The organism is Stutzerimonas xanthomarina DSM 18231 (assembly GCF_900129835.1).
GTDB lineage: Bacteria > Pseudomonadota > Gammaproteobacteria > Pseudomonadales > Pseudomonadaceae > Stutzerimonas > Stutzerimonas xanthomarina.
This window is the reverse complement of sequence record NZ_FQXA01000008.1, coordinates 100194-119648: the sequence shown is the minus strand read 5'-3', so window position 1 is coordinate 119648 and position 19455 is coordinate 100194. Positions and strand designations below refer to the sequence as shown.

The 19455-nt window shown below is 60.4% G+C and carries 16 protein-coding genes, 1 tRNA gene and 1 pseudogene; 10 read left to right on the top strand and 8 right to left on the bottom strand.

Annotation, left to right across the window (positions count from 1 at the left end; all coding sequences use genetic code 11):
* The first annotated feature begins 30 nt into the window (after positions 1–30).
* Positions 31–1140, top strand: coding sequence for a TRAP transporter substrate-binding protein (locus BUE09_RS18620; protein WP_073303381.1), 1110 nt, complete (start codon positions 31–33; stop codon positions 1138–1140).
* An 81-nt stretch (positions 1141–1221) separates the two neighbouring features.
* On the opposite strand, the gene BUE09_RS18615 is transcribed toward BUE09_RS18620, so the two are convergent.
* Positions 1222–1656: a TM2 domain-containing protein gene (locus BUE09_RS18615; protein WP_073303379.1), complete on the bottom strand. Its 435-nt coding sequence runs from the start codon at positions 1654–1656 to the stop codon at positions 1222–1224.
* Positions 1657–1865: 209 nt separating this feature from the next.
* On the opposite strand from BUE09_RS18615, the gene BUE09_RS18610 reads away from it, so the two are divergent.
* The 3 genes from BUE09_RS18610 to selB all read left to right on the top strand — a co-directional run bounded on the left by BUE09_RS18610 (position 1866) and on the right by selB (position 6262).
* Complete coding sequence (locus BUE09_RS18610) at positions 1866–2705, top strand: Tim44 domain-containing protein (protein WP_073303377.1); 840 nt, start codon at positions 1866–1868, stop codon at positions 2703–2705.
* Between the two features lie 234 nt (positions 2706–2939).
* A complete protein-coding gene (selA, locus tag BUE09_RS18605; RefSeq protein ID WP_073303375.1) occupies positions 2940–4349 on the top strand; it encodes an L-seryl-tRNA(Sec) selenium transferase in 1410 nt (469 codons plus the stop codon).
* Positions 4346–6262: a selenocysteine-specific translation elongation factor gene (gene selB / locus BUE09_RS18600; protein WP_073303373.1), complete on the top strand. Its 1917-nt coding sequence runs from the start codon at positions 4346–4348 to the stop codon at positions 6260–6262. Before selA ends, selB begins: the two co-directional genes overlap by 4 nt.
* A gap of 295 nt (positions 6263–6557) precedes the next feature.
* Here the strand turns inward: selB and BUE09_RS20215 are convergent, their stop codons facing one another.
* A complete protein-coding gene (locus BUE09_RS20215; RefSeq protein ID WP_143164686.1) occupies positions 6558–6767 on the bottom strand; it encodes a hypothetical protein in 210 nt (69 codons plus the stop codon).
* A 7-nt stretch (positions 6768–6774) separates the two neighbouring features.
* A complete protein-coding gene (locus tag BUE09_RS18595; RefSeq protein WP_073303371.1) occupies positions 6775–7719 on the bottom strand; it encodes a GAF domain-containing protein in 945 nt (314 codons plus the stop codon).
* An 851-nt stretch (positions 7720–8570) separates the two neighbouring features.
* Between BUE09_RS18595 and BUE09_RS20045 the strand changes: the two are divergent.
* From BUE09_RS20045 to BUE09_RS20875, 3 genes and pseudogenes are all read left to right on the top strand, one after another.
* Positions 8571–9188 (top strand): annotated as a pseudogene (locus tag BUE09_RS20045) (tyrosine-type recombinase/integrase).
* 23 nt (positions 9189–9211) lie between these two features.
* Positions 9212–9307: transfer RNA gene (locus BUE09_RS18575), tRNA-Sec, on the top strand.
* Positions 9308–9424: 117 nt separating this feature from the next.
* Positions 9425–9616: a YHYH domain-containing protein gene (locus tag BUE09_RS20875; RefSeq protein ID WP_368389039.1), complete on the top strand. Its 192-nt coding sequence runs from the start codon at positions 9425–9427 to the stop codon at positions 9614–9616.
* 269 nt (positions 9617–9885) lie between these two features.
* On the opposite strand, the gene BUE09_RS20870 is transcribed toward BUE09_RS20875, so the two are convergent.
* Together BUE09_RS20870 and BUE09_RS18565 are read right to left on the bottom strand one after the other, a co-directional pair.
* Complete coding sequence (locus tag BUE09_RS20870; protein WP_368389040.1) at positions 9886–10299, bottom strand: lysozyme inhibitor LprI family protein; 414 nt, start codon at positions 10297–10299, stop codon at positions 9886–9888.
* A gap of 220 nt (positions 10300–10519) precedes the next feature.
* On the bottom strand, positions 10520–10732 hold the full coding sequence (locus BUE09_RS18565; RefSeq protein ID WP_073303366.1) for a DUF6434 domain-containing protein: 213 nt from the start codon (positions 10730–10732) through the stop codon (positions 10520–10522).
* A 288-nt stretch (positions 10733–11020) separates the two neighbouring features.
* Here BUE09_RS18565 and cfaB point away from each other — a divergent pair, with 288 nt between their 5' ends.
* Positions 11021–12202 (top strand): C17 cyclopropane fatty acid synthase CfaB, encoded by a 1182-nt coding sequence (cfaB, locus tag BUE09_RS18560; RefSeq protein WP_073303365.1) that lies wholly within the window; start codon positions 11021–11023, stop codon positions 12200–12202.
* 39 nt (positions 12203–12241) lie between these two features.
* On the opposite strand, the gene BUE09_RS18555 is transcribed toward cfaB, so the two are convergent.
* Complete coding sequence (locus tag BUE09_RS18555) at positions 12242–13093, bottom strand: universal stress protein (protein ID WP_073303363.1); 852 nt, start codon at positions 13091–13093, stop codon at positions 12242–12244.
* 14 nt (positions 13094–13107) lie between these two features.
* A complete protein-coding gene (locus BUE09_RS18550; protein ID WP_073303361.1) occupies positions 13108–14595 on the bottom strand; it encodes a SulP family inorganic anion transporter in 1488 nt (495 codons plus the stop codon).
* Between the two features lie 373 nt (positions 14596–14968).
* On the opposite strand from BUE09_RS18550, the gene BUE09_RS18545 reads away from it, so the two are divergent.
* Both BUE09_RS18545 and BUE09_RS18540 read left to right on the top strand, forming a co-directional pair.
* The gene (locus BUE09_RS18545; RefSeq protein ID WP_073303359.1) at positions 14969–16732 is read left to right on the top strand and encodes a sensor histidine kinase; all 1764 of its coding nucleotides are present in this window, start codon (positions 14969–14971) and stop codon (positions 16730–16732) included.
* Between the two features lie 27 nt (positions 16733–16759).
* On the top strand, positions 16760–18115 hold the full coding sequence (locus BUE09_RS18540) for a sigma-54-dependent transcriptional regulator (RefSeq protein ID WP_073303357.1): 1356 nt from the start codon (positions 16760–16762) through the stop codon (positions 18113–18115).
* Between the two features lie 49 nt (positions 18116–18164).
* Here BUE09_RS18540 and BUE09_RS18535 read toward each other — a convergent pair whose 3' ends face one another.
* Positions 18165–19454 carry an RNA polymerase sigma factor gene (locus tag BUE09_RS18535; RefSeq protein ID WP_073303355.1) on the bottom strand — a complete coding sequence of 430 codons (1290 nt, stop codon included), beginning with the start codon at positions 19452–19454 and terminating at the stop codon, positions 18165–18167.
* Position 19455: the final 1 nt, after the last annotated feature.

Genomic DNA, 19455 nt, shown 5'->3' with positions numbered 1-19455 from the left:
TAATAAAATTCGCCAAAGGAACAGCCATTCATGAAACGCCGTCACTTGTTTGGTGCCGCCGCTGCCCTGCTTGCCTCCCTTAGCCTTGCAGGCTGCAACGACGAAAAGAAAGTCGAACCCACCGCCGAGCCCGAAGCTGCAGCCAGCGAAGCGCCCAAGACCTACGACTGGAAGATGGTTACCGCCTGGCCGAAAAACTATCCCGGCCTCGGCACTGCCGCTCAGCGCCTGGCTGATCGTGTCAGCGCCATGAGCGACGGTCGTTTGACCATCAAGGTCTACGCCGCCGGTGAGCTGGTGCCCGCGCTGGAAGTATTCGACGCTGTCTCGCGCGGCACTGCCGAGCTGGGCCACGGCGCGGCTTATTACTGGAAGGGCAAGGTGCCCACCGCGCAGTTCTTCACTTCGGTGCCGTTCGGCCTGTCGACCAGCGAGATGAACGCCTGGCTGACCCGCGGCGGCGGTCAGGCATTCTGGGATGAAGCCTACGCCCCCTACGGCGTCAAACCCATGGTGGTCGGCAATACCGCCATGCAGATGGGCGGCTGGTTCAACAAGGAGATTAACTCCCTTCAAGACCTGCAAGGCTTGAAGATCCGCACGCCCGGCCTCGGCGGTGAAGTGCTGAGCCGTCTTGGCGCAACGACCGTGAATATGCCCGGCGGCGAAGTCTTCACCGCGCTGCAGACCGGTGCAATCGACGCCACTGACTGGGTCAGCCCGTACAACGACCTCGCCTTCGGCCTGCATAAAGCGGCGAAGTACTACTACTACCCCGGCTGGCAGGAACCTCAGGCCGTACTGGAACTGCTGATCAATCAGAAGGCCCTCGACAGCCTCCCAGATGACCTGCGCGCGATTCTCACCGAAGCTGCCCTCGCCGCCAGCCGCGATATGATCGACGACTATGTCTACAACAACGCCCTGGCGCTCGAGCAGCTCAAGCAGCAGGGCACCCAGCTCAAGCGTTTCCCCGACGAAGTACTGGCCGCGATGCGCGAGCAATCGGACGTCGTCCTCGGTGAACTGGCCGCGCAAAGCGAGCTGAACGGGCGCATCTGGGCCTCGATGAAAGCCTTCCAGGCCCAGGTCAAGCCGATGCACGAAATTTCCGAGAAAGAACTGTACAACTGGCGCTAGGCATTCGCTCAGTGCCCCAGGGAGGCGTACCGCTTGACGGTACCCTCCCTCCCGGCCTTAAAGACTGCCGTTTCTCCTGGATCAGTACGCCGCGTACCTGGCTTCGATGGCGCGCTGCTCGCGAATGTGCTGCTCGTAGGTCAGCTGCTTGTCTTCAAGGCGATGGTCCAGCTCGCGCAAGTCGCGCGCCTTGTTGCGCTCGGCTTCCATCTTGGTTGCGTAATAATTGCGGCTCTTGGCCGAGGCGGCAGCGTCGAAGGGCATCCACAGCGGGCCGAGGAAGGGATACAGCGGCAAGGTGGTGATCCCCAGCACATAGTGACCGGTGTAGAAATAGCCCGCGCCCGGAAAGATCCCCAGCACAGCCGCAGTGCCCACGCTCTTCTCCCTGACCAGCAGACCCTTCTCTTCATAGATCGCCAGCTCGCGTTTCTGCCCCTCGGCCAGGTGCGTGGTACAACCCTGCAGGGCCAGCGTGCAGGTGATGGCTGCGGTGAGGGCAACGAGAGATTTCATCCGGTACTACTCCATATTTCATCGATTCGGACCGTCTGGAACGGCCTTTCCCGTGCGTCGGGCGGCGAGAGGGTAGACGAAAAATCGGTGAACCGGAACCAAAGTGCCATCACGCGCAAATGCAAAAGCCTGAAACACTTACCTCTGGCGTTGTATCGCCCCTCTGTGCAACATGGCGCGCGTACCTTCACCCAACATGGAAACACTTAATGAAATCTGTGCTTAGCCTCTTCATGGCGCTGTGCCTCAGCCTGACGTTCAGCCTCGACGCCCACGCCAAGCGTTTCGGTGGTGGCAAGAGCTTCGGCTCGGCACCGAGCCATCAGACTCGTCAGGCGCCTAAGCAAACCCAGGCAGCGCCGACGCAGGCAGGCAAAACACCGGCCGCCGCCAGTGGTGCGTCGCGCTGGCTCGGCCCGCTGGCCGGCCTCGCTGCCGGTGGCTTGTTGGCCTCGATGTTCATGGGTGATGGCTTCGAAGGCATCCAGTTCATGGACATTCTGATCTTCGGCGGTATCGCTTTCCTGCTGTTCCGCTTCCTCGCCGCGCGTCGTCGCCAGCAGCAGCCAGCCATGGCAGGACACGGACATGCTCCGATGCAACGCGAGATGCCTGCGCAGCCGTCAATCTTCGGCAGCAGCGCCACATCTGCAGCAGCTGTACCGGTAATCAATGCGCCGGCCTGGTTCAACGAGCAGAATTTCGTTGCCGCGGCACGCGAACATTTCCTGTCGCTCCAACAGCACTGGGATGCCAACGAAATGGACAAGATCAGCGAGTTCGTCACGCCGCAGCTGTTCGAATTCCTCAAGCGCGAACGTGCCGAAATTGGCGATGCCTATCAGTCCACCTTCGTTGACGACCTGCAGATTCAGCTCGATGGCGTCGACGATCAGGCCGACAAGACCGTCGCCACCCTCACCTTCGTTGGCGTGTCGAAGAATTCGCGCTTCGACCAGGGCGAGTCATTCAGCGAAAGCTGGCGCATGGAGCGTGCACAAGGCGAGAACCAGCCATGGCTGGTCGCGGGTATCCGCCAGAACGCCTGACACGCGTAGACGAATGAAGAACCCGGGCTTGCCCGGGTTTTTTCATTTCAGCGCCAGCAAGAACATGAGGGCCGACTGAACCCTGTGCCGATTTGAACGTCTATGCTGCTCGCGAAATACAAAAAAGATGGAGTCCTGCGTGTCAGGCAGCCTCGCAACAGCGTTCAGCACAGTCGACCCGATGGGCGCCACGCCCACCCTCTCCGTATTGCATCATCATTCGAAACGCCAGCCATGAGCAGCGTTCGACTGCCCTCGGTCGACCGTCTGTTGCGCGCCCCTGCCTGCGAGCCGCTGCACCGGCGCTATGGCCGCGAGGCGTTAGTCGGCACCCTACGCGACTTGCTCGACGAGCTGCGCGAGCCGGTCCGTCAGGGTCAGCTCGCCGCGCTGGAGTTGTCTGAAGCCGTGCTCGCCGGTCGCGCCGGTGAACGTCTCGCCAACCAGCATCGCAGCCGCGTACGACGCGTGTTCAACCTGACCGGCACGGTTCTCCATACCAACCTCGGCCGCGCTCTGCTACCGGATGTAGCCATCGAGGCGATCACGCTGGCGGCGCGCTACCCGATGAATCTGGAGTTTGACCTGGCCAGCGGTAAGCGTGGCGACCGTGATGATCTGATCGAAGGGTTGATCCGCGAACTGACCGGTGCCGAAGCCGTTACGGTGGTCAACAACAACGCCGCTGCCGTGCTGCTGGCGTTGAACAGCCTCGGCGCGCGCAAGGAAGGCATCATCTCGCGCGGCGAGCTGATCGAGATTGGCGGCGCCTTTCGCATTCCCGACATCATGGCCCGTGCCGGTGTAAAGCTGCACGAAGTCGGGACCACCAATCGTACCCATGCGCGTGACTATGAAAACGCCATCAACCCGCGCAGCGGCTTGCTGATGCGCGTGCACACCAGCAACTACAGCGTGCAGGGCTTTACCGCCAGCGTCGCCACGGCCGAGCTGGCCACCATTGCCCACGCCCATAACCTGCCGCTGCTCGAAGACCTGGGCAGCGGCAGCCTCGTCGACCTGTCGCGCTGGAGCCTGCCGAAAGAACCGACCGTGCAGGAAGCCCTGCGTGACGGCGCCGACATCGTTACCTTCAGCGGCGACAAGCTGCTCGGCGGCCCACAGGCGGGCCTGATCGTCGGCCGCCGCGAGCTGGTCCAGAAGATCAAGAAGAACCCGCTCAAGCGCGCACTGCGCGTCGACAAGCTGACCCTGGCGGCGCTCGAAGCGGTGCTCAATCTCTACCGGGATCCGGATCGCCTCGGTGAGCGCCTCACCAGCCTGCGCCTGCTGAGCCGCCCGCAAGCGGACATTCGCGCACAAGCCGAACGGCTCGCACCGGTGCTGGCCTCCGCGATTGGAGAACACTGGCAGGTCGCCGTGAGCGATGTCCTGGGCATGATCGGCAGTGGCGCACAGCCCGTCGCACGTCTGCCCAGCGCCGCCCTGTGCATCCGCCCACAGCAGCCCCGGCGTTTGCGTGGTCGCAGCCTGCGTCAGTTGGAAGAAGCGCTGCGCTGCCTGCCGATCCCGATTCTGGGCCGCGTCGCTGACGACGCACTCTGGCTCGACTTGCGGCAGCTGGACGACGAGCCGGCACTGCTGGAACAACTGCCACATCTGCAGCGGGAACTGGCGCCATGATCATCGGCACCGCCGGCCATATCGACCATGGCAAGACTGCGCTGCTCAAGGCCCTGACCGGGCAGGAAGGTGACCGCCGCCAGGAAGAACGCTTGCGCGGCATCACCATCGATCTCGGCTACCTCTACGCCTCGCTGGGCGAGTCTGACCTGACCGGTTTCATCGACGTGCCCGGCCACGAGCGCTTCGTGCACAACATGCTGGCCGGTGCCTGCGGCATCGACCGCGTATTGCTGGTGGTTGCCGCCGACGACGGTGTAATGCCGCAGACGCGAGAACACCTGTCAATTATTGAGCTGCTGGGCATTCGCCGCGCATTCGTCGTGCTGACCAAGATCGACCGGGTCGAAGCACCGCGCATTGCCGAAGTGAGCACGCAAATCGAAGCGCTGCTGCGCGCCGGCCCGCTAGCAGGAGCGCCAGTCTTCCCGGTTTCCAGCGTCACCGGTGAGGGTATCGATGCGCTTCGTGCGGCACTGATCGAGCAGGCCGCGGACGTGTGCGCGCGCAGCGAAGACGGATATTTCCGCCTCGCCATCGACCGGGCGTTCAGCGTTACCGGTAGCGGCGTCGTGGTCACCGGCACGGCCTTCGCCGGCCGGGTTCAGGTAGGCGATGAACTGGCGCTGAGCCCCGCCGGCCGCACCGTGCGGGTACGCGGGCTGCATGCCCAGAACCAGGCAGCGCAAGAGGCCCGCGCCGGCCAGCGGGTCGCCCTGAACCTCGCGGGTGACCGCCTCGCGGTTGAACAGATCAGCCGCGGCGACTGGCTGCTGAAGCCCGAATTGCAGGCGCCTACCCGGCGCATCGACATCGAATTTACCCTGCTGCCGAGCGAAGCCCGCGAGTTGCGGCACTGGACGCCAGTGCATATCCATATCGGCGCGCAAGACGTCACCGGCCGGATCGCCCTGCTGGAAGGCGAATACCTGGCGCCCGGCGGTCATGTACACGCACAGCTGCTGCTGAACGCGCCGGCCCACGCTGTGCACGGCGATCGTGTGGTGCTGCGCGATCAGTCAGCGCAGCGCACCCTGGGTGGCGGCCGAGTACTCGACCCCTTCGCCCCACCGCGCAACCGTCATCGCCAGGCACGGCTAGCGGTGCTGCGCGCCTTGGGCGGCGAAACACTGGAAGATATCCTGCCGGCGCTGTTACCCAGCGCCATCAACGGTCTGGAACCGGCCTTGCTGGAACGACAGTTCAACCGGCCAAGACCGACCTGGCGCCTGCCAGACGAGGCGTTGGAAATCCCTACCAGAGCGGGCTCACGGCTGTTCGAACGCGCCACCTGGGACTACCTCGAACAGAGCCTGGTGGCCGCGTTGAAGCGCTTTCACGAAACACAACCGGATGAACTCGGACCGGATCGTGACCGCCTGCGCCGCTACGCGCTGCCGCAGCTGGAACGACCGGTTTACCTCGCACTGCTGGAACGCACCCTGGCGGCCGGAACGATCGAAGCCAACGGTCCCTGGTTGCACCTTCCAGGGCACCGCGTTCACCTGAGCGAAGAAGAAGAGTCGCTGAAAGCTCGCGTCTGGCCGCGGCTGGAATCAGCCCGGTTCAACCCGCCATGGGTACGCGATCTGGCCGGTGAGTTGGAAATCGAGGAGGAACGTGTGCGCCATCTGTTGCGCAAACTGTCACGTATCGGCGAACTGCAACAAGTGGTCAAGGACCTGTTCTACCCCAACTCGACCATCCACCAACTCGCCAATCAAATGCTGGACATGGAACGTCAGTCGGGGGTGATCCGCGCCGCTGCCTTCCGAGACCAGATCCAGCTCGGCCGCAAGCGCAGCATTCAGCTACTCGAACATTTCGACCGTATCGGCCTGACCAGACGCTTCGGCAACGAACGTAAAATCCGCCCCGACAGCGCCTTGGCCTCGGAGGTCGAGCTCAGGTAGGCTGCTATCAGTTTCCTGTCAGACCTCGTTCGAGGCCTCTCTGGAAGGCAATCGCACCCGGTGGTGCGGCCGGGCTTCAAATCCTCTATTCACCTTACCTATTAAAGGTATATTCCGGCAAATACTGGACTAGCTGCGCCTCTTGCTTCCTCAGCAGCTGCTAACGTTGGGTATTACTAGCATTTGGCTTCGACACTTTTTCGACACTTCAAAACGATCGCATCGTGATCTAGAGCCAAAAAAAAAGCCCTCAGTTTGTAGAGGGCTTTTTCGCAATACTGCTTATACTATGCTGTTAAGCTTCTTTAAGCTGCTCATAGAAATATATCTTGCTTCGCTCAAGCTCTTTATTGACCCATTTCTCTGAAAAAGAGTCAACTTCGCCAGAAGAAAATAAAATTCGATCTTCAAAGTCCATAGGAATTGAAAACGCACCATCTCGGGAGCTAACTACCGTAACGCTAGGCTTCGTTTTCTTTGAAATAAAATCAAAAAATCTTTTCATATGCGCCTCACGAAACGAAAGACTTTAAGCATTTTTCCACATATATGGAAACTAATTTAGCTGCTGTTAAAGCAAACAGCTTATCTCTATCTGGAGAAAACTGCCCTCGTGCACTGCTTGTAAATACTAGCACACCCAAGGGCTTTCCGCCAGTTAGGACTTTAGATGAATCTTTAACTGGCACTGATAAGAAAGAACGATACTTAGCCTTATCATTAGGACCTAAAGCACTATTAGAAAGTTCCGTACTGTCATATATATCATGGCAGATCTTTAGCTCATTGAGAATGAAAGTTAGCCCTACGTGGCCTGCGCCAGGCTTCCAACTACGATTTGAAGGTTGCAGACGGTCATCAAACCTACGCCATTTGATGATTAGATTGTCATTGGGGATATCGTATACATATAGACAAATATTATACAAATCTTGCCCTTCATAGCCAAAAAGCTCGTGCCTATACTTTACAAGAGGGGCAAGAATTTTATTCAGCCCCTCATCCCATCTTTTAATGTTTTCTTCCTCAGTACTGAGCTTTGCCTTCTCATTTAGCTCATCAATCATATTTTCAAGTTCAAGCGTCATTAAGTAGATAACAGTTTGCTGAACTTTAGATGTATCGTATAGCTGCGCAGCTCTAGGAATAATTGTTCCTTGCAAATGCTCGATCTCTTCTACCAGACCATCCACTTCAAGCGACAACGAACGCCTTGTCGATGCTTTGTAGATAGTAATGGTAAAGAATACGTGCAACACTATACTAACGGCAAAAATAGTATTTTCAGAGATAGTAAACTTATCTTTATCAAATAATCTCGTTATAAAAAAACCAATAAGTATTGGCGCCACTAGAGTTATCCAAGTGTTAGCGGCAACAATTCCGGCATGAAATACATCAGTTTCAATGCGCCTATTGCTATCGTTTTCAGCCTTAACGGCTTTTGTGTCTTTCATATGATTTAATCCATGCCCGGCGCTTATCTTACTCAACGCTACCAACTGTTAGTCTCGCCTATTCAAGTCAACACTCATCTTACAGCTCCGGCGCTCAATACTCCCTTCTCGATAAGGACAAAGGTCTCTTAATCGTGATTCCTTACCTACTATCACTATTTCTTTCTTGCTGGAAGCAGTTGCCCTTGGATCGAGGGCCACTTGTATAGCTGGAACGACATTGGTCGCGCCTTGGGGAACGTAGTTTTTGTCGTTAAATACGGTTTGCTTGGGCGGTGCCTCTGCCGTAGCGGCTTGAGGCTGGGCTGATTGCGGCTGAGGCGTTGCACCTCTCGCGGCTACTTCCTCTACTACCCTGTCCCAATCCTTGGTCGCTGCTGGTTCGGCTCGCGTAATCTCGGCTACGGGGGTTGGCTTGGGTTGGATGCGCCTTTCGGCAATGCGCTGCGCGGTTCCCTGTAGGAATGCTGAGCCTACCATCTGGAGAACCGCTAGCGTAATAACGGTGCCGATCAGACCGGGGATCAGCTTCGCTAGCCTGCGGCTCTTGCGTGGATGTCTTGTGATGTAATCCGGGGCGTCGTTCCAATCAGCTTTCATACCTAACCTCTCCCTGTCGTTCGGGCGTACCAGCGCCTAGTCACTTCCGTTGTGATCGCTATCCCGCGCTTTGACTGGGCAAGTTTCGGTTGGCCTCGTCGTAGTCCGGGCTTCGGTGGCCATGCTCGGGTTCAATCCGGCCGCTGACGAGCCAAAGGGCGTACTTGGGAAACGAGTCTGCGAGAATGCCAATCTCCTCCGTCCCAATGCGGATTTTCTCGCTGCTGATGTTGCGCCAGCGGTCGTGGTTTTTGCAAATCCTCGCACTACCTGATGGGCGCTGGCGGGCCGATCAAGAGCAAGCGGTACCGCAAAACGATCAAGTCCAAAGGCGAAGCCCAGCGGTTCGAAGCGACGTGTCGATCAAAGCTAATCGACAGTCCGACACCGAAACCGAAACCGAAACCGAAACCGACCGATCGTCGCCGCCTGTGTGAACGGGTCGACTGCTGGGGTCGCCTGCTCGGCGGGTCGCTTTCAGGGATCGCTCCAGTTCTTCATCACCAAGTCAAAGCGGCGACTTGTCGTGCCATAGATCCGAAGTTGGCAGATCGTATTCGTGCTCATCTTCGCGAACATGGGGCATTCAGCAACTGCCGTGACCAATTCGATGAGGCTGTCGCACGTGCTGGGCTCAATTTGCCAGCAGGCTAGAAGTCGTCTTGCGCCATACCTTCGCGTCACACTTCATCGCGAACGGCGGGAATATCCTAACCTTGCAAAAGATCCTGGGGCATTCGTCACTCGCCATGACAATGCGTTACGCTCACCTCGCGCCTGATCATCTGCAAGACGTACTGGCATTTGGCCCTGCTAAGGAATTTCGACACTTCTTCGACACTCCCTTGTCCGAGCATCAGCCAAGCTAGAAAAACTCTTTGTAGATCAATGAGGAAGGCAATCGCACCCGGTGGTGCGGCCGGGCTTCAAACCCGGTTGGGGGCGGCAGCCGTCCCTGGGTGGGTTCGACTCCCACTGCCTTCCGCCAACTCTCGCTCTGAGAACCCCAAAATTCGCGACCTCCGGCTACCCGACTGGAGCAACTTCGGCTTGGGTGGTGAAGAAGTGTCGAAAACTGGCGACATCCCTTACTGGCAAGAGCAACATGCGCCGAGATATCACTTTGATATCGCATCGACATGCCAGCAAGAGGGAGCACCAAATGAGGAAAATTTCTGCCGTGATCATCGCGGCTTTGATTGCAGCAGCTTCCGCATCCGCTTTCGCCCACAGTGGCGGTACAGACTCCAAAGGTTGCCATCGAAATCACAAGACCGACGACTACCACTGCCACTAAGCGTCGATACCCACCTCGAGAAAAAACTTGGCGGTACTTTTAAGTTTGAAAATAAAATCTCGATTTTCTACTTGGCTTTCGCCGAAACGTCATTTCGCATATCCGGATGTGTTGCTAAGGCTTTTAGATTTTGTTCTGCATCTGAACATGAGTTTTCCATTCGGCTCGCATAAGTATCGCAGCTCGTCGGCTGACGTGGCATGGCTTATCCGCCGCAGAGTTAGGCAAAACACACGCACGATGTTTGATCCCTAACGTTCGAAATAACGCTACCCGCTAATAAGGTTCGGCTTGAATGAATTGTCAGGTGCCCCACGAGAATACGAGGGGCAACTCAGATCACCTTCTTGGCAGCTGGCTAACAGCTTCATCTCCAGAAGGCGAGCCTCTGCCTGTGACGCCAGGCATTGAGCAAGAACCATCCTGTATGCACTTCCGCCGCGAACCCCACTAGCCTTGAACTTACAGGACGATTCTCGGAACTGCTGCCAATCTGACTGAGCTGCATGTAACAGTTCCAGCTGCTCTGGACTAAGTCCATCTGCGTAGGTGCGCAAGAATTCGTCTAGCCTAGCGTCTGCTACCTTGAGCGCTGCGCCCGCGCATTGGTTCATTGCTGGCTGGTTCGTCGCGGTTCCGTAACACGACTCATCAGACGGACCAGCGGAGACCTGAAGCAGCATTGCAAGAAGCATTGGGAGCATGAGCCACCTCCAGTGGCGCCTAGCGTTTGGTTAAGGAAAGTTTAAAGAAGACTTCCTATAGAGCGGACAAAGCGGGCATCCACAAGCGGTAGGCGTCGCAGAGCCGAACACAGCTGATCACTGCGGGCCGAAGAGCGAGCTCGACTGCTACTGCCTTCTTCCGCCCCACAAGTCCGGTCGACAAGGGTGCCCCGGCTTTTCACTGGCCATTTCGTCGCAACCATTCGCGTGCAACCTGCCCCATCGATTTAGGCGTACCGTCCGTTACCCATGCCATAAATGCACGGTCGAACTTGAAATCGGACCCGCAGGCCGCTGTCATGAATCTGCGAACATTTTGGGTGTTCCGATAGCGTTCGGTTACGACTGTTTCGTTCGTAATCAGGTCGCTATGCCAGTCAAATTCGGTCATCGCTGTGCCTTGTTCCCAGGGGACATGCCGGTGCCAAGCATAGTGCAGTCGACAAAGCGCCACTGCCATCGACGCGGCGGTGTTTAGCTCTCGCGTGACCACTCGCTCAACAGAACGCTTATTTATTCTGCAGATATATGTACCTCTTTTTGCCAAACCACTCTTTAAGCGCATAGAAGCCGCTAGATATTTGAAATAGTTGCTATAGGCAAAAGCAATCTACCGATGGAGCGCAAGCTGGGCGATCCTGGTCTAGGATTTCTCCACGCGAAATAAAGGAGATCAAGCATGCTGGCGACATTGCTTCCGATTTTGCAGGAGCTCGACCTTCCGCTGCGCCTCCGGTTGTGGGACGGGAAGGAAATGGATCTGGGCCCCGCCCCAAGCGTGACGCTGGAGATCAAGGACCCCAACTTGATACCGCAGCTCGCACGTCCCAGCCTCGACCTGCTCGGCGGTGCCTATGTCGAAGGTCAGATCGACCTGCACGGGCCGCTTGAGGAGATCATCCGTATTGGTGATGAGATCACCAAGGCGCTGGGCGAGGAGGAGTCCTCACTGCCGACCCGCGAGGCGCATGACAAGGCCACCGATGCCGAGGCCATTTCCTATCACTACGACCTGTCCAACGCGTTCTATCAGCTCTGGCTCGACCGCGACATGGTCTATTCCTGTGCGTACTTCGAGACCGGCAGTGAAGACCTCGACCAGGCCCAGCAAGCCAAGCTGCGTCATCTGTGTCGCAAACTGCGGTTGAAACCTGGCGATCGCCTGCTCGATGTCGGCTGCGGCTGGGGTGGGCTGGCGCGTTTTGCTGCGCGCGAATATGGCGCTGAGGTGGTCGGCATCACGCTCAGCCGCGAGCAGTTGAAGCTGGGACGCGAGCAGGTCGCCGCCGAAGGGCTTGAGCGACAGGTGCGACTGGAGGTGATGGACTACCGCGATCTGCCCACGGACGGCCAGTTCGACAAGGTGGTCAGCGTCGGCATGTTCGAACACGTCGGCCACGCCAACCTGCCGTTGTACTGCCGCCAGCTGGCAGAACTGGTGCGCCCCGGCGGGCTGGTGATGAATCATGGCATCACCTCACGGCATATCGACGGCAGGCCAGTGAGCCACGGTGCAGGCGAATTCATCAACCACTATGTGTTTCCCCACGGCGAGCTGCCGCATCTCGCGGCAATCAGTTCGTGCATCAGCGAGTCGGGGCTGGAAATCGTCGATGTGGAAAGTCTGCGTCTGCACTATGCACGCACGTTGCAGTGCTGGAGCGAACGGTTGGAGTCGCGGCTGGAGGAAGCGCAACAGATGATCCCCGAGCGGGCGCTGCGCATTTGGCGGGTGTATCTGGCGGGCTGTGCCTACGGTTTCCGCCGCAACTGGATCAATCTGCATCAGATCCTTGCCAGTAAGCCGCTGCCCGACGGCTCTCACGAACTGCCCTGGTCGCGTGCGGACATCTATCAGTAGCATTTCAGCCTGGTAGCGATGCGCAGGCTGACTCAGTTCTCAGCGCAACAGCAGCAGCGGCGTGGTCGTCGTGCGGATCATCCTGCTGGTGGTGCTACCAACCAGAAACTGGCGAATCCGCGAATGGCCGTAGGCGCCCATCACCAGCAGGCCGATACCGTGCTCGGCCTGGTAGGCATGTAGCATGGGCTCGACCTCACCGGCGCGGATCGCGATGCGCACCTCGAAGCCTGCCGCCGTCAGCGCATCGCGGGCTGACTCCAGCAGCGCGCGGCTGTCGCCGGTATCCTCGCTGATCATCACCAGATGAATCGGAATGCCCTGAAACAGCGGGCTTGAAGCGATCATTTCGACGCCCTTGCGGCTGGTGTCGCTGCCATCGAAGGCCAGCATGACGCTTGTCGGTACGCTGAAGTTGGCCAGGGTGACCAGGATCGGTCGGTGCAGGGTGCGAATCACACTCTCCAGCTGGCTGCCGATCAGTTGCCGGTCGCTGCCGCTGTCCTCGCCCTGTTTGCCGATTACCAGCAGCCGCGTGTCGCGCTCCAGTTCATGCAGGCTTTCCACCAGGTCGCCATGACGCTGCCGCGCTTCGGGCTGCAGGACACCGGCGTTAAGGACGCGCTGCTTGGCCGCGTCGAGCATCATCCTGCCTTCTTCCAGCGCCAGCTTGCTGCGCTTGGCGTCCAAGGCAGCCAGCTCTTCGAGCAGGTACTCACGACTGCCCAGGCCAATGATGCCGCTGAGATTGCCGGCTGCCGGGTACTGCTGGTGATCGAGCACATGCAGCAGGGTCAGCGGCGCGTCGAGTTTCAGGCTGGCCCAGGCGGCGCAGTCGCACACCGCAGCAGCCTGTGGGGAACCGTCGATACACGCTAATACCTGATTCATCGTCGTTTCTCCTCTCAGTGGCCGATGAGACCATCGGTGGCGTCGGCTTTGTCGTGGACACCGAAGCGGTCAACGATCGTCGCGCTGGCTTCATTCAGACCCAGCACCTCGACTTCGGTGCCCTCGCGACGGAACTTGAGCACCACTTTATCCAGTGCCGACACGGCGGTGATGTCCCAGAAATGCGCCTGGCTGAGGTCGATGGTGACCTTAGCGACGGCTTCCTTGAAGTCGAAGGCGGCCGTGAACTTGTCTGACGAACTGAAGAACACCTGGCCGACCACGCTATAAGTGCGCAGGTCGCCTTCGTCATCCAGCTCCGAGCCGATGTGCAGGTAATGCCCGACCTTGTTGGCGAAGAACATCGCTGCCAGCAGCACGCCGGCCAGCACGCCGTAAGCCAGGTTGTGGGTGAACACCACCACCACCACGGTCACCACCATGACGATATTGGTGGAGAGCGGGTAATGCTTGAGGTTGCGCAGCGAATCCCAGCTGAAGGTGCCGATGGACACCATGATCATCACCGCGACCAGCGCGGCCATGGGGATCTGGCCGACCCAGTCACTGAGGAACACCACCATCAGCAAGAGCACGACGCCAGCGATCAGCGTCGACAAGCGCATGCGACCGCCGGATTTCACGTTGATCACCGATTGGCCGATCATCGCGCAACCCGCCATCCCGCCAAACAGCCCGGAGACGATGTTGGCGACCCCCTGCCCCTTGCACTCGCGGTTCTTGTCGCTGCCGGTATCGGTCAGGTCATCGACGATGGTCGCCGTCATCAACGACTCCAGCAGGCCCACCACTGCCAGCGCGGCGGAGTACGGGAAGATGATCGCCAGGGTCTCGAAGGTCAGCGGCACGTCTGGCCAGAGGAATACCGGCAGCGTATCGGGCAAATCGCCCATGTCGCCCACGGTGCGGATGTCCAGCCCAAGGTAGATGGCCACGGCGGTCAACGTCAGGATGCACACCAGCGGCGAGGGAATGATTCGACCGATCTTCGGCACATAGGGGAACAGGTAGATGATGCCCAGACCGGCAGCGGTCATCGCGTAGACATGCCAGGTGACGTTGGTCAGCTCAGGCAACTGCGCCATGAAGATCAGGATCGCCAGCGCGTTGACGAAGCCGGTGACCACCGAGCGCGAGATGAAGCGCATCAGCGAGCCGAGGCGCAGGTAGCCCGCACCGATCTGCAGCACGCCACAGAGCAGGGTCGCCGCCATCAGGTATTGCACACCATGATCGCGAACCAGCGTCACCATCAGCAGCGCCATGGCGCCGGTGGCCGCCGAGATCATGCCCGGGCGGCCGCCGGCGAAGGCGATCACAACCGCGATGCAGAAGGACGCATAGAGACCGACCCGCGGATCGACCCCAGCGATGATCGAGAACGCGATTGCCTCGGGAATCAGCGCGAGGGCGACGACGAGACCTGAAAGCACGTCGCCACGAATGTTGCCGAACCAGTTTTGTTTGATCGTGTGAAGCATCGGGGTATCCAGAACGTAAGCACAACCTGCGCGCCGAAACGCTACGCGGTTGATACGAAGGCTAGTGTCAAATTCGAGTATGGGTGCAATCCACGCACATCAGGCGCGGCGCACGACAGAACAGGACCGCGCCCATGCAGGCGGTCGCCGTCAGACATTTAGGGGTGTTGCGCTATGGCGGACCAGGCAGCCAGGCCATGGATTTCGTCTCTCACGAAGATTCCGGCGATCGGGGGCACCGAAAAGGCCGGCAAGGATACCGAAACCCAATCGTCATCGCGACCCGCTCGTCCCCGGCGGCCGATCAGCGACACGGCAAACCATCATGCAGGCACTTTGGCTTACCATGCGAAATCCTCATAGCGAGCCCGCCATGCCTGCCCTCTCCAGCCGCCTCCGTGTCGCTCTCATCGTCTTGCTGATCATCGTTGGGCTGCTGCTGAGCATGTACGGGGCCGGGCGCATCGCCGAGCAGCGTGCCTGGGCTGAGCGCAGCCAGGAAGCGGCCGGCCAGCTCGATCTGTACGCTCAGGCGATCCATACGCAGGTGCAACGTTTCCGCTCGGTGCCGGCGTTGTTGGCGCTGGACAGCGACATCCAGGCGCTGCTGAACAACCCCAGCGATCCGGCTCTGCAAGAACAGCTCAACCATCGACTGGAAGAGCAGAATCAGGCCGCGGGCTCCTCGGTGCTCTACCTGCTCGACCGCCATGGCGAAACTCTCGCGGCGAGCAACTGGCGCGACTGGACCAGCTTCGTCGGCAACAATTACGCCTTCCGCCCGTATTTCCTCGATGCGCTGGCAAACGACTCCGGACGCTACTTCGCCGTCGGCGTGACCACCGGCATCCCCGGTTACTTTCTGTCCAGCTCGGTGAAAAACAGCGCTGGTGAGGTGATCGGTGTGCTGGTGGTCAAGCTGGAGCTGGAAGAGATGCAGCGCGAGTGGGTCGGGCAGTCAGGGATTCTGCTGATCACCGACTCACTGGATATCGTCATCCTCACCAACCGCCCCGCCTGGCGCTTCCGCTATCTACGCCCGCTGAGCGACGCGGTGCGCGACCGCCTCGTTGCGGTGCGCCGTTACGCTGAGCAGAACCTGCAGCCGCTGGTGAGCCAGCGCCTGCAGCGCATCACCGAGAACAGCGAGCGGCGCCTGGTCGACGGGCCCGATGGTAGCCGCGATTACCTTTGGCAACGCCTTGCGTTGCCGGAAGAGGACTGGACCCTACACTTGTTGCAGGAGCCGCAACTGGTAGCCGCCAACGTCCGCAGTTACCGCCTGGCCGCGGCGGGCGTGTGGATGACGCTCGCGTTCCTGCTCTTGTACCTGGCCCAGCGGCGCAAGACCCGTCGTGTCGAGCAGCGCAGCCGCAACGAGCTGGAGCGCTTGGTCGAAGAGCGCACCCGCGAGCTGAACACGGCGCAGGACGAGCTGGTACACGCCGCCCGCATGGCCGCCCTGGGGCAGATGTCCGCCGCCCTCGCCCATGAAATCAACCAGCCACTGACGGCCCTGCGCATGCAGCTGGCCAGCCAGCGGCTGCTACTCGACAACGGTCGCATCGAGGCTGTGCGTGAAGGCCTGGGCCAGGTCGAAGGATTGCTCGAGCGAATGGCAGCGCTGACCAGTCACCTGAAAACCTTCGCACGCAAAAGCCCCGCCGGCCTGCGTCAGCGATTGAACCTGGCCGATGTTCTAGAGCAGGCACTGCAATTGCTCGGCCCCCGCATCCGCAGCGACGGCGTTGACGTGGCGCTTCAGATACCGGCTAACGCCTGGGTCAGCGGCGACGGCATCCGTCTGGAACAGGTACTGATCAATCTGCTGACCAACGCGCTCGATGCCATGCAGGGCAGGCAGGCCCGTCAACTGCGCATCGACTGCCATCGTGACCGCCAGAGCTGGACGCTGAGCGTTGCCGACAACGGCGGCGGCATTGCCAGTGAGCATCTGGATCAGGTCTTCGAACCCTTTTTCACCACCAAACCGGTCGGTCAGGGCCTCGGCTTGGGATTGGCGGTTTCCTACGGCATCGTGCGCGATCTCGGTGGCGATCTAGAGGTGTGCAACGATGCCCTTGGCGCAGTGTTCGTGCTGCACCTGCCGGCAGCCGAACAGCCTGTCGACGAGTAGACTGGCAGCAGGCAGAAGGAGCGAGACATGAGCGGTCAAGTCATTTTTATCGACGACGAAGCAGCGATACGCCAGGCCGTGCAGCAGTGGCTGGAGCTGTCCGGCTTCAGCGTGCGAACCTGCGCCCGTGCCCACGAAGCGCTGGCCATCGTCGACCGGGGTTTCCCCGGCGTGCTGATCAGCGACGTGCGCATGCCGGACCTGGACGGCCTCGGCCTGCTGGAGAAACTGGTGGCGCTGGACCCCGAGCTGCCGGTGATCATGGTGACCGGCCATGGCGACGTGCCGATGGCGGTCCAGGCGCTGCGCCAGGGCGCCTACGATTTCATCGAGAAGCCCTTCACCCCGGAACGCCTGCTCGACAGCGTGCGCCGTGCCCAGGACAAACGCCGGCTGGTCTGCGAAAACCGTCAGCTGCGCGAGCAATTCACCCGCAAGGGGCGTATCGAATCGATGCTGCTGGGCGTTTCGCGGGCCATGGAACACCTGCGGCGCCAGGTACTGGAGCTGGCCGGCACGGACGTCAACGTACTGATCCGCGGCGACACCGGCAGCGGCAAGGAACAGGTTGCACGCTGCCTGCATGATTTCAGCCCGCGCGCGCGCAACCCCTTTGTCGCGCTGAACTGCGCGGCCATCCCCGAGACCATCTTCGAAAGCGAGCTGTTCGGCCACGAGAGCGGTGCCTTCACCGGCGCGCAGGGCAAACGCATCGGCCGCATCGAGCATGCCCATGGCGGCACGCTGTTCCTCGATGAGATCGAGAGCATGCCGCTGGCGCAGCAAGTCAAACTGCTGCGCGTGCTGCAGGAAAGAACGCTTGAACGCCTGGGTTCGAACCGCAGCATCGAGGTCGACCTGCGGGTGATCAGCGCGGCCAAACCGGACCTGCTGGAAGAAGTCCGCGGCGGGCGTTTTCGTGAAGACCTGCTGTACCGCCTGAATGTCGCCGAACTGCATATCCCGCCGCTGCGTGATCGTCGCGAGGACATTCCGCTGCTGTTCGATCATTTCGCCACCCAGGCCGCGCAACGCCATGGCCGCAATCCGGTCCCGGCCAGCCCGGCCGAACTGGCGCAGCTGCTCAGCCACGACTGGCCCGGCAACGTCCGCGAGTTGATCAACGCCGCCGAACGGCACGCCCTGGGCCTGACGCCGCCTCCGCCAACCCCGGCTCCAACCGCCGTTGCCGGCACATCACTGGCCGACCAGATGGAAGCCTTCGAAGCCCAGTGCCTGCACAACGCCCTGCAACAGCACAAAGGCAATATCAGCGAAGTGATGGCGCAACTGCAGCTGCCCCGCCGTACCCTCAACGAAAAGATGCAACGCCACGGACTGAGCCGCAGCGATTACCTGCCGGCCGGCGCTGCAGACAGTTGACGCACTGCCAAGGGAACCGGAATCGGGGCCGATCGGCCTGCACACGCATTCAAGCCTCGCGCTGCCCGGCATCCAGCTCATCGAGGCGTTGCTGCAAGAAGCGCTTTTCCGGCTCCAGCTGAGCCAGGCCCAACGCGGCTCGGTAGGCTTCACGGGCTTCGTCCAGCCGGCCGAGCCGACGACAGAAGTCAGCGCGGGCCGAGTGCAGCAGGTGGTAATCACGCAGCTCGCCGCGGGCCAGTAACCTGTCGATAGCCGCCAGTCCGACCTCGGCGCCGTCACGCATCGCCAAGGCGACCGCGCGGTTGAGTTCGATAACCGGCGACGGGCTGATGCGCAGCAACAGGTCATAGAGCGCGACAATCTGCGCCCAATCCGTCTGCGCAGCACTGCTCGCCTTGGCATGCACGGCAACGATGGCGGCCTGCACGGTGTAAGGGCCGAAACGCCGTGAGGCGAGCGCACGCTCCACCAGTGCGGCACCTTCGGCGATCTGCGCCTGGCTCCAGCGGCTGCGATCCTGCTCGTCAAGGCGCACCAGCTCGCCCGCCTCGTCGGTACGCGCGGCGCGACGCGAGTCGTGCAGCAGCATCAGCGCCAGCAACCCCATCAGCTCGGGATCTGGCAACAACTCCAGCAGCAGGTGACCGAGACGGATGGCTTCGGCGCTGAGGTCGGCACGGGTTAGCTCACGGCCGCTGGAGGCGGAATAACCTTCGTTGAAGACCAGGTAGATCACCCGCAACACGTTATCCAGCCGGGCCGGCAGTTCATCTCGTGTGGGCACCCGATAGGGAATGCCCGCCTCGCGGATCTTCTGCTTGGCGCGGACGATGCGCTGGGCAATGGTGCTGGGTGAGGCGAGAAAGGCGCGGGCGATTTCTTCGGTCTTGAGATCGCAGACTTCACGCAGCGTCAGCGCCACCTGCGCATCGGCCGGTAGCGTCGGGTGACAGCAGGTGAAGATCAGTCGCAGGCGATCATCTTCGAGGTCTTCCCGCTCCCATTCCGGTTCGTCGCGGCCGTCGAGCTGATCGGCCAGCAGGCTCAGGGATGCATCGAAACGCGCCCGCCGGCGCAGCCCATCGATGGCCTTGAAGCGACCAGTCGAGACCAGCCAGGCCCGAGGATTGGAAGGCAGACCATCGCGCGGCCACTGCTGCACCGCCGCGATAAAGGCGTCATGCAGGGCCTCCTCGGCCAGCTCGAAATCGCCCAACAGGCGAATCAGCGTCGCCAACACCCGTCGCGATTGAGTGCGGTACAGGATGTCGACTTCAGCCAGCGTCGGCCCGTTACCGGCATGCTCGGACGAGCACGGCCTGCCATGCTCAGGCATG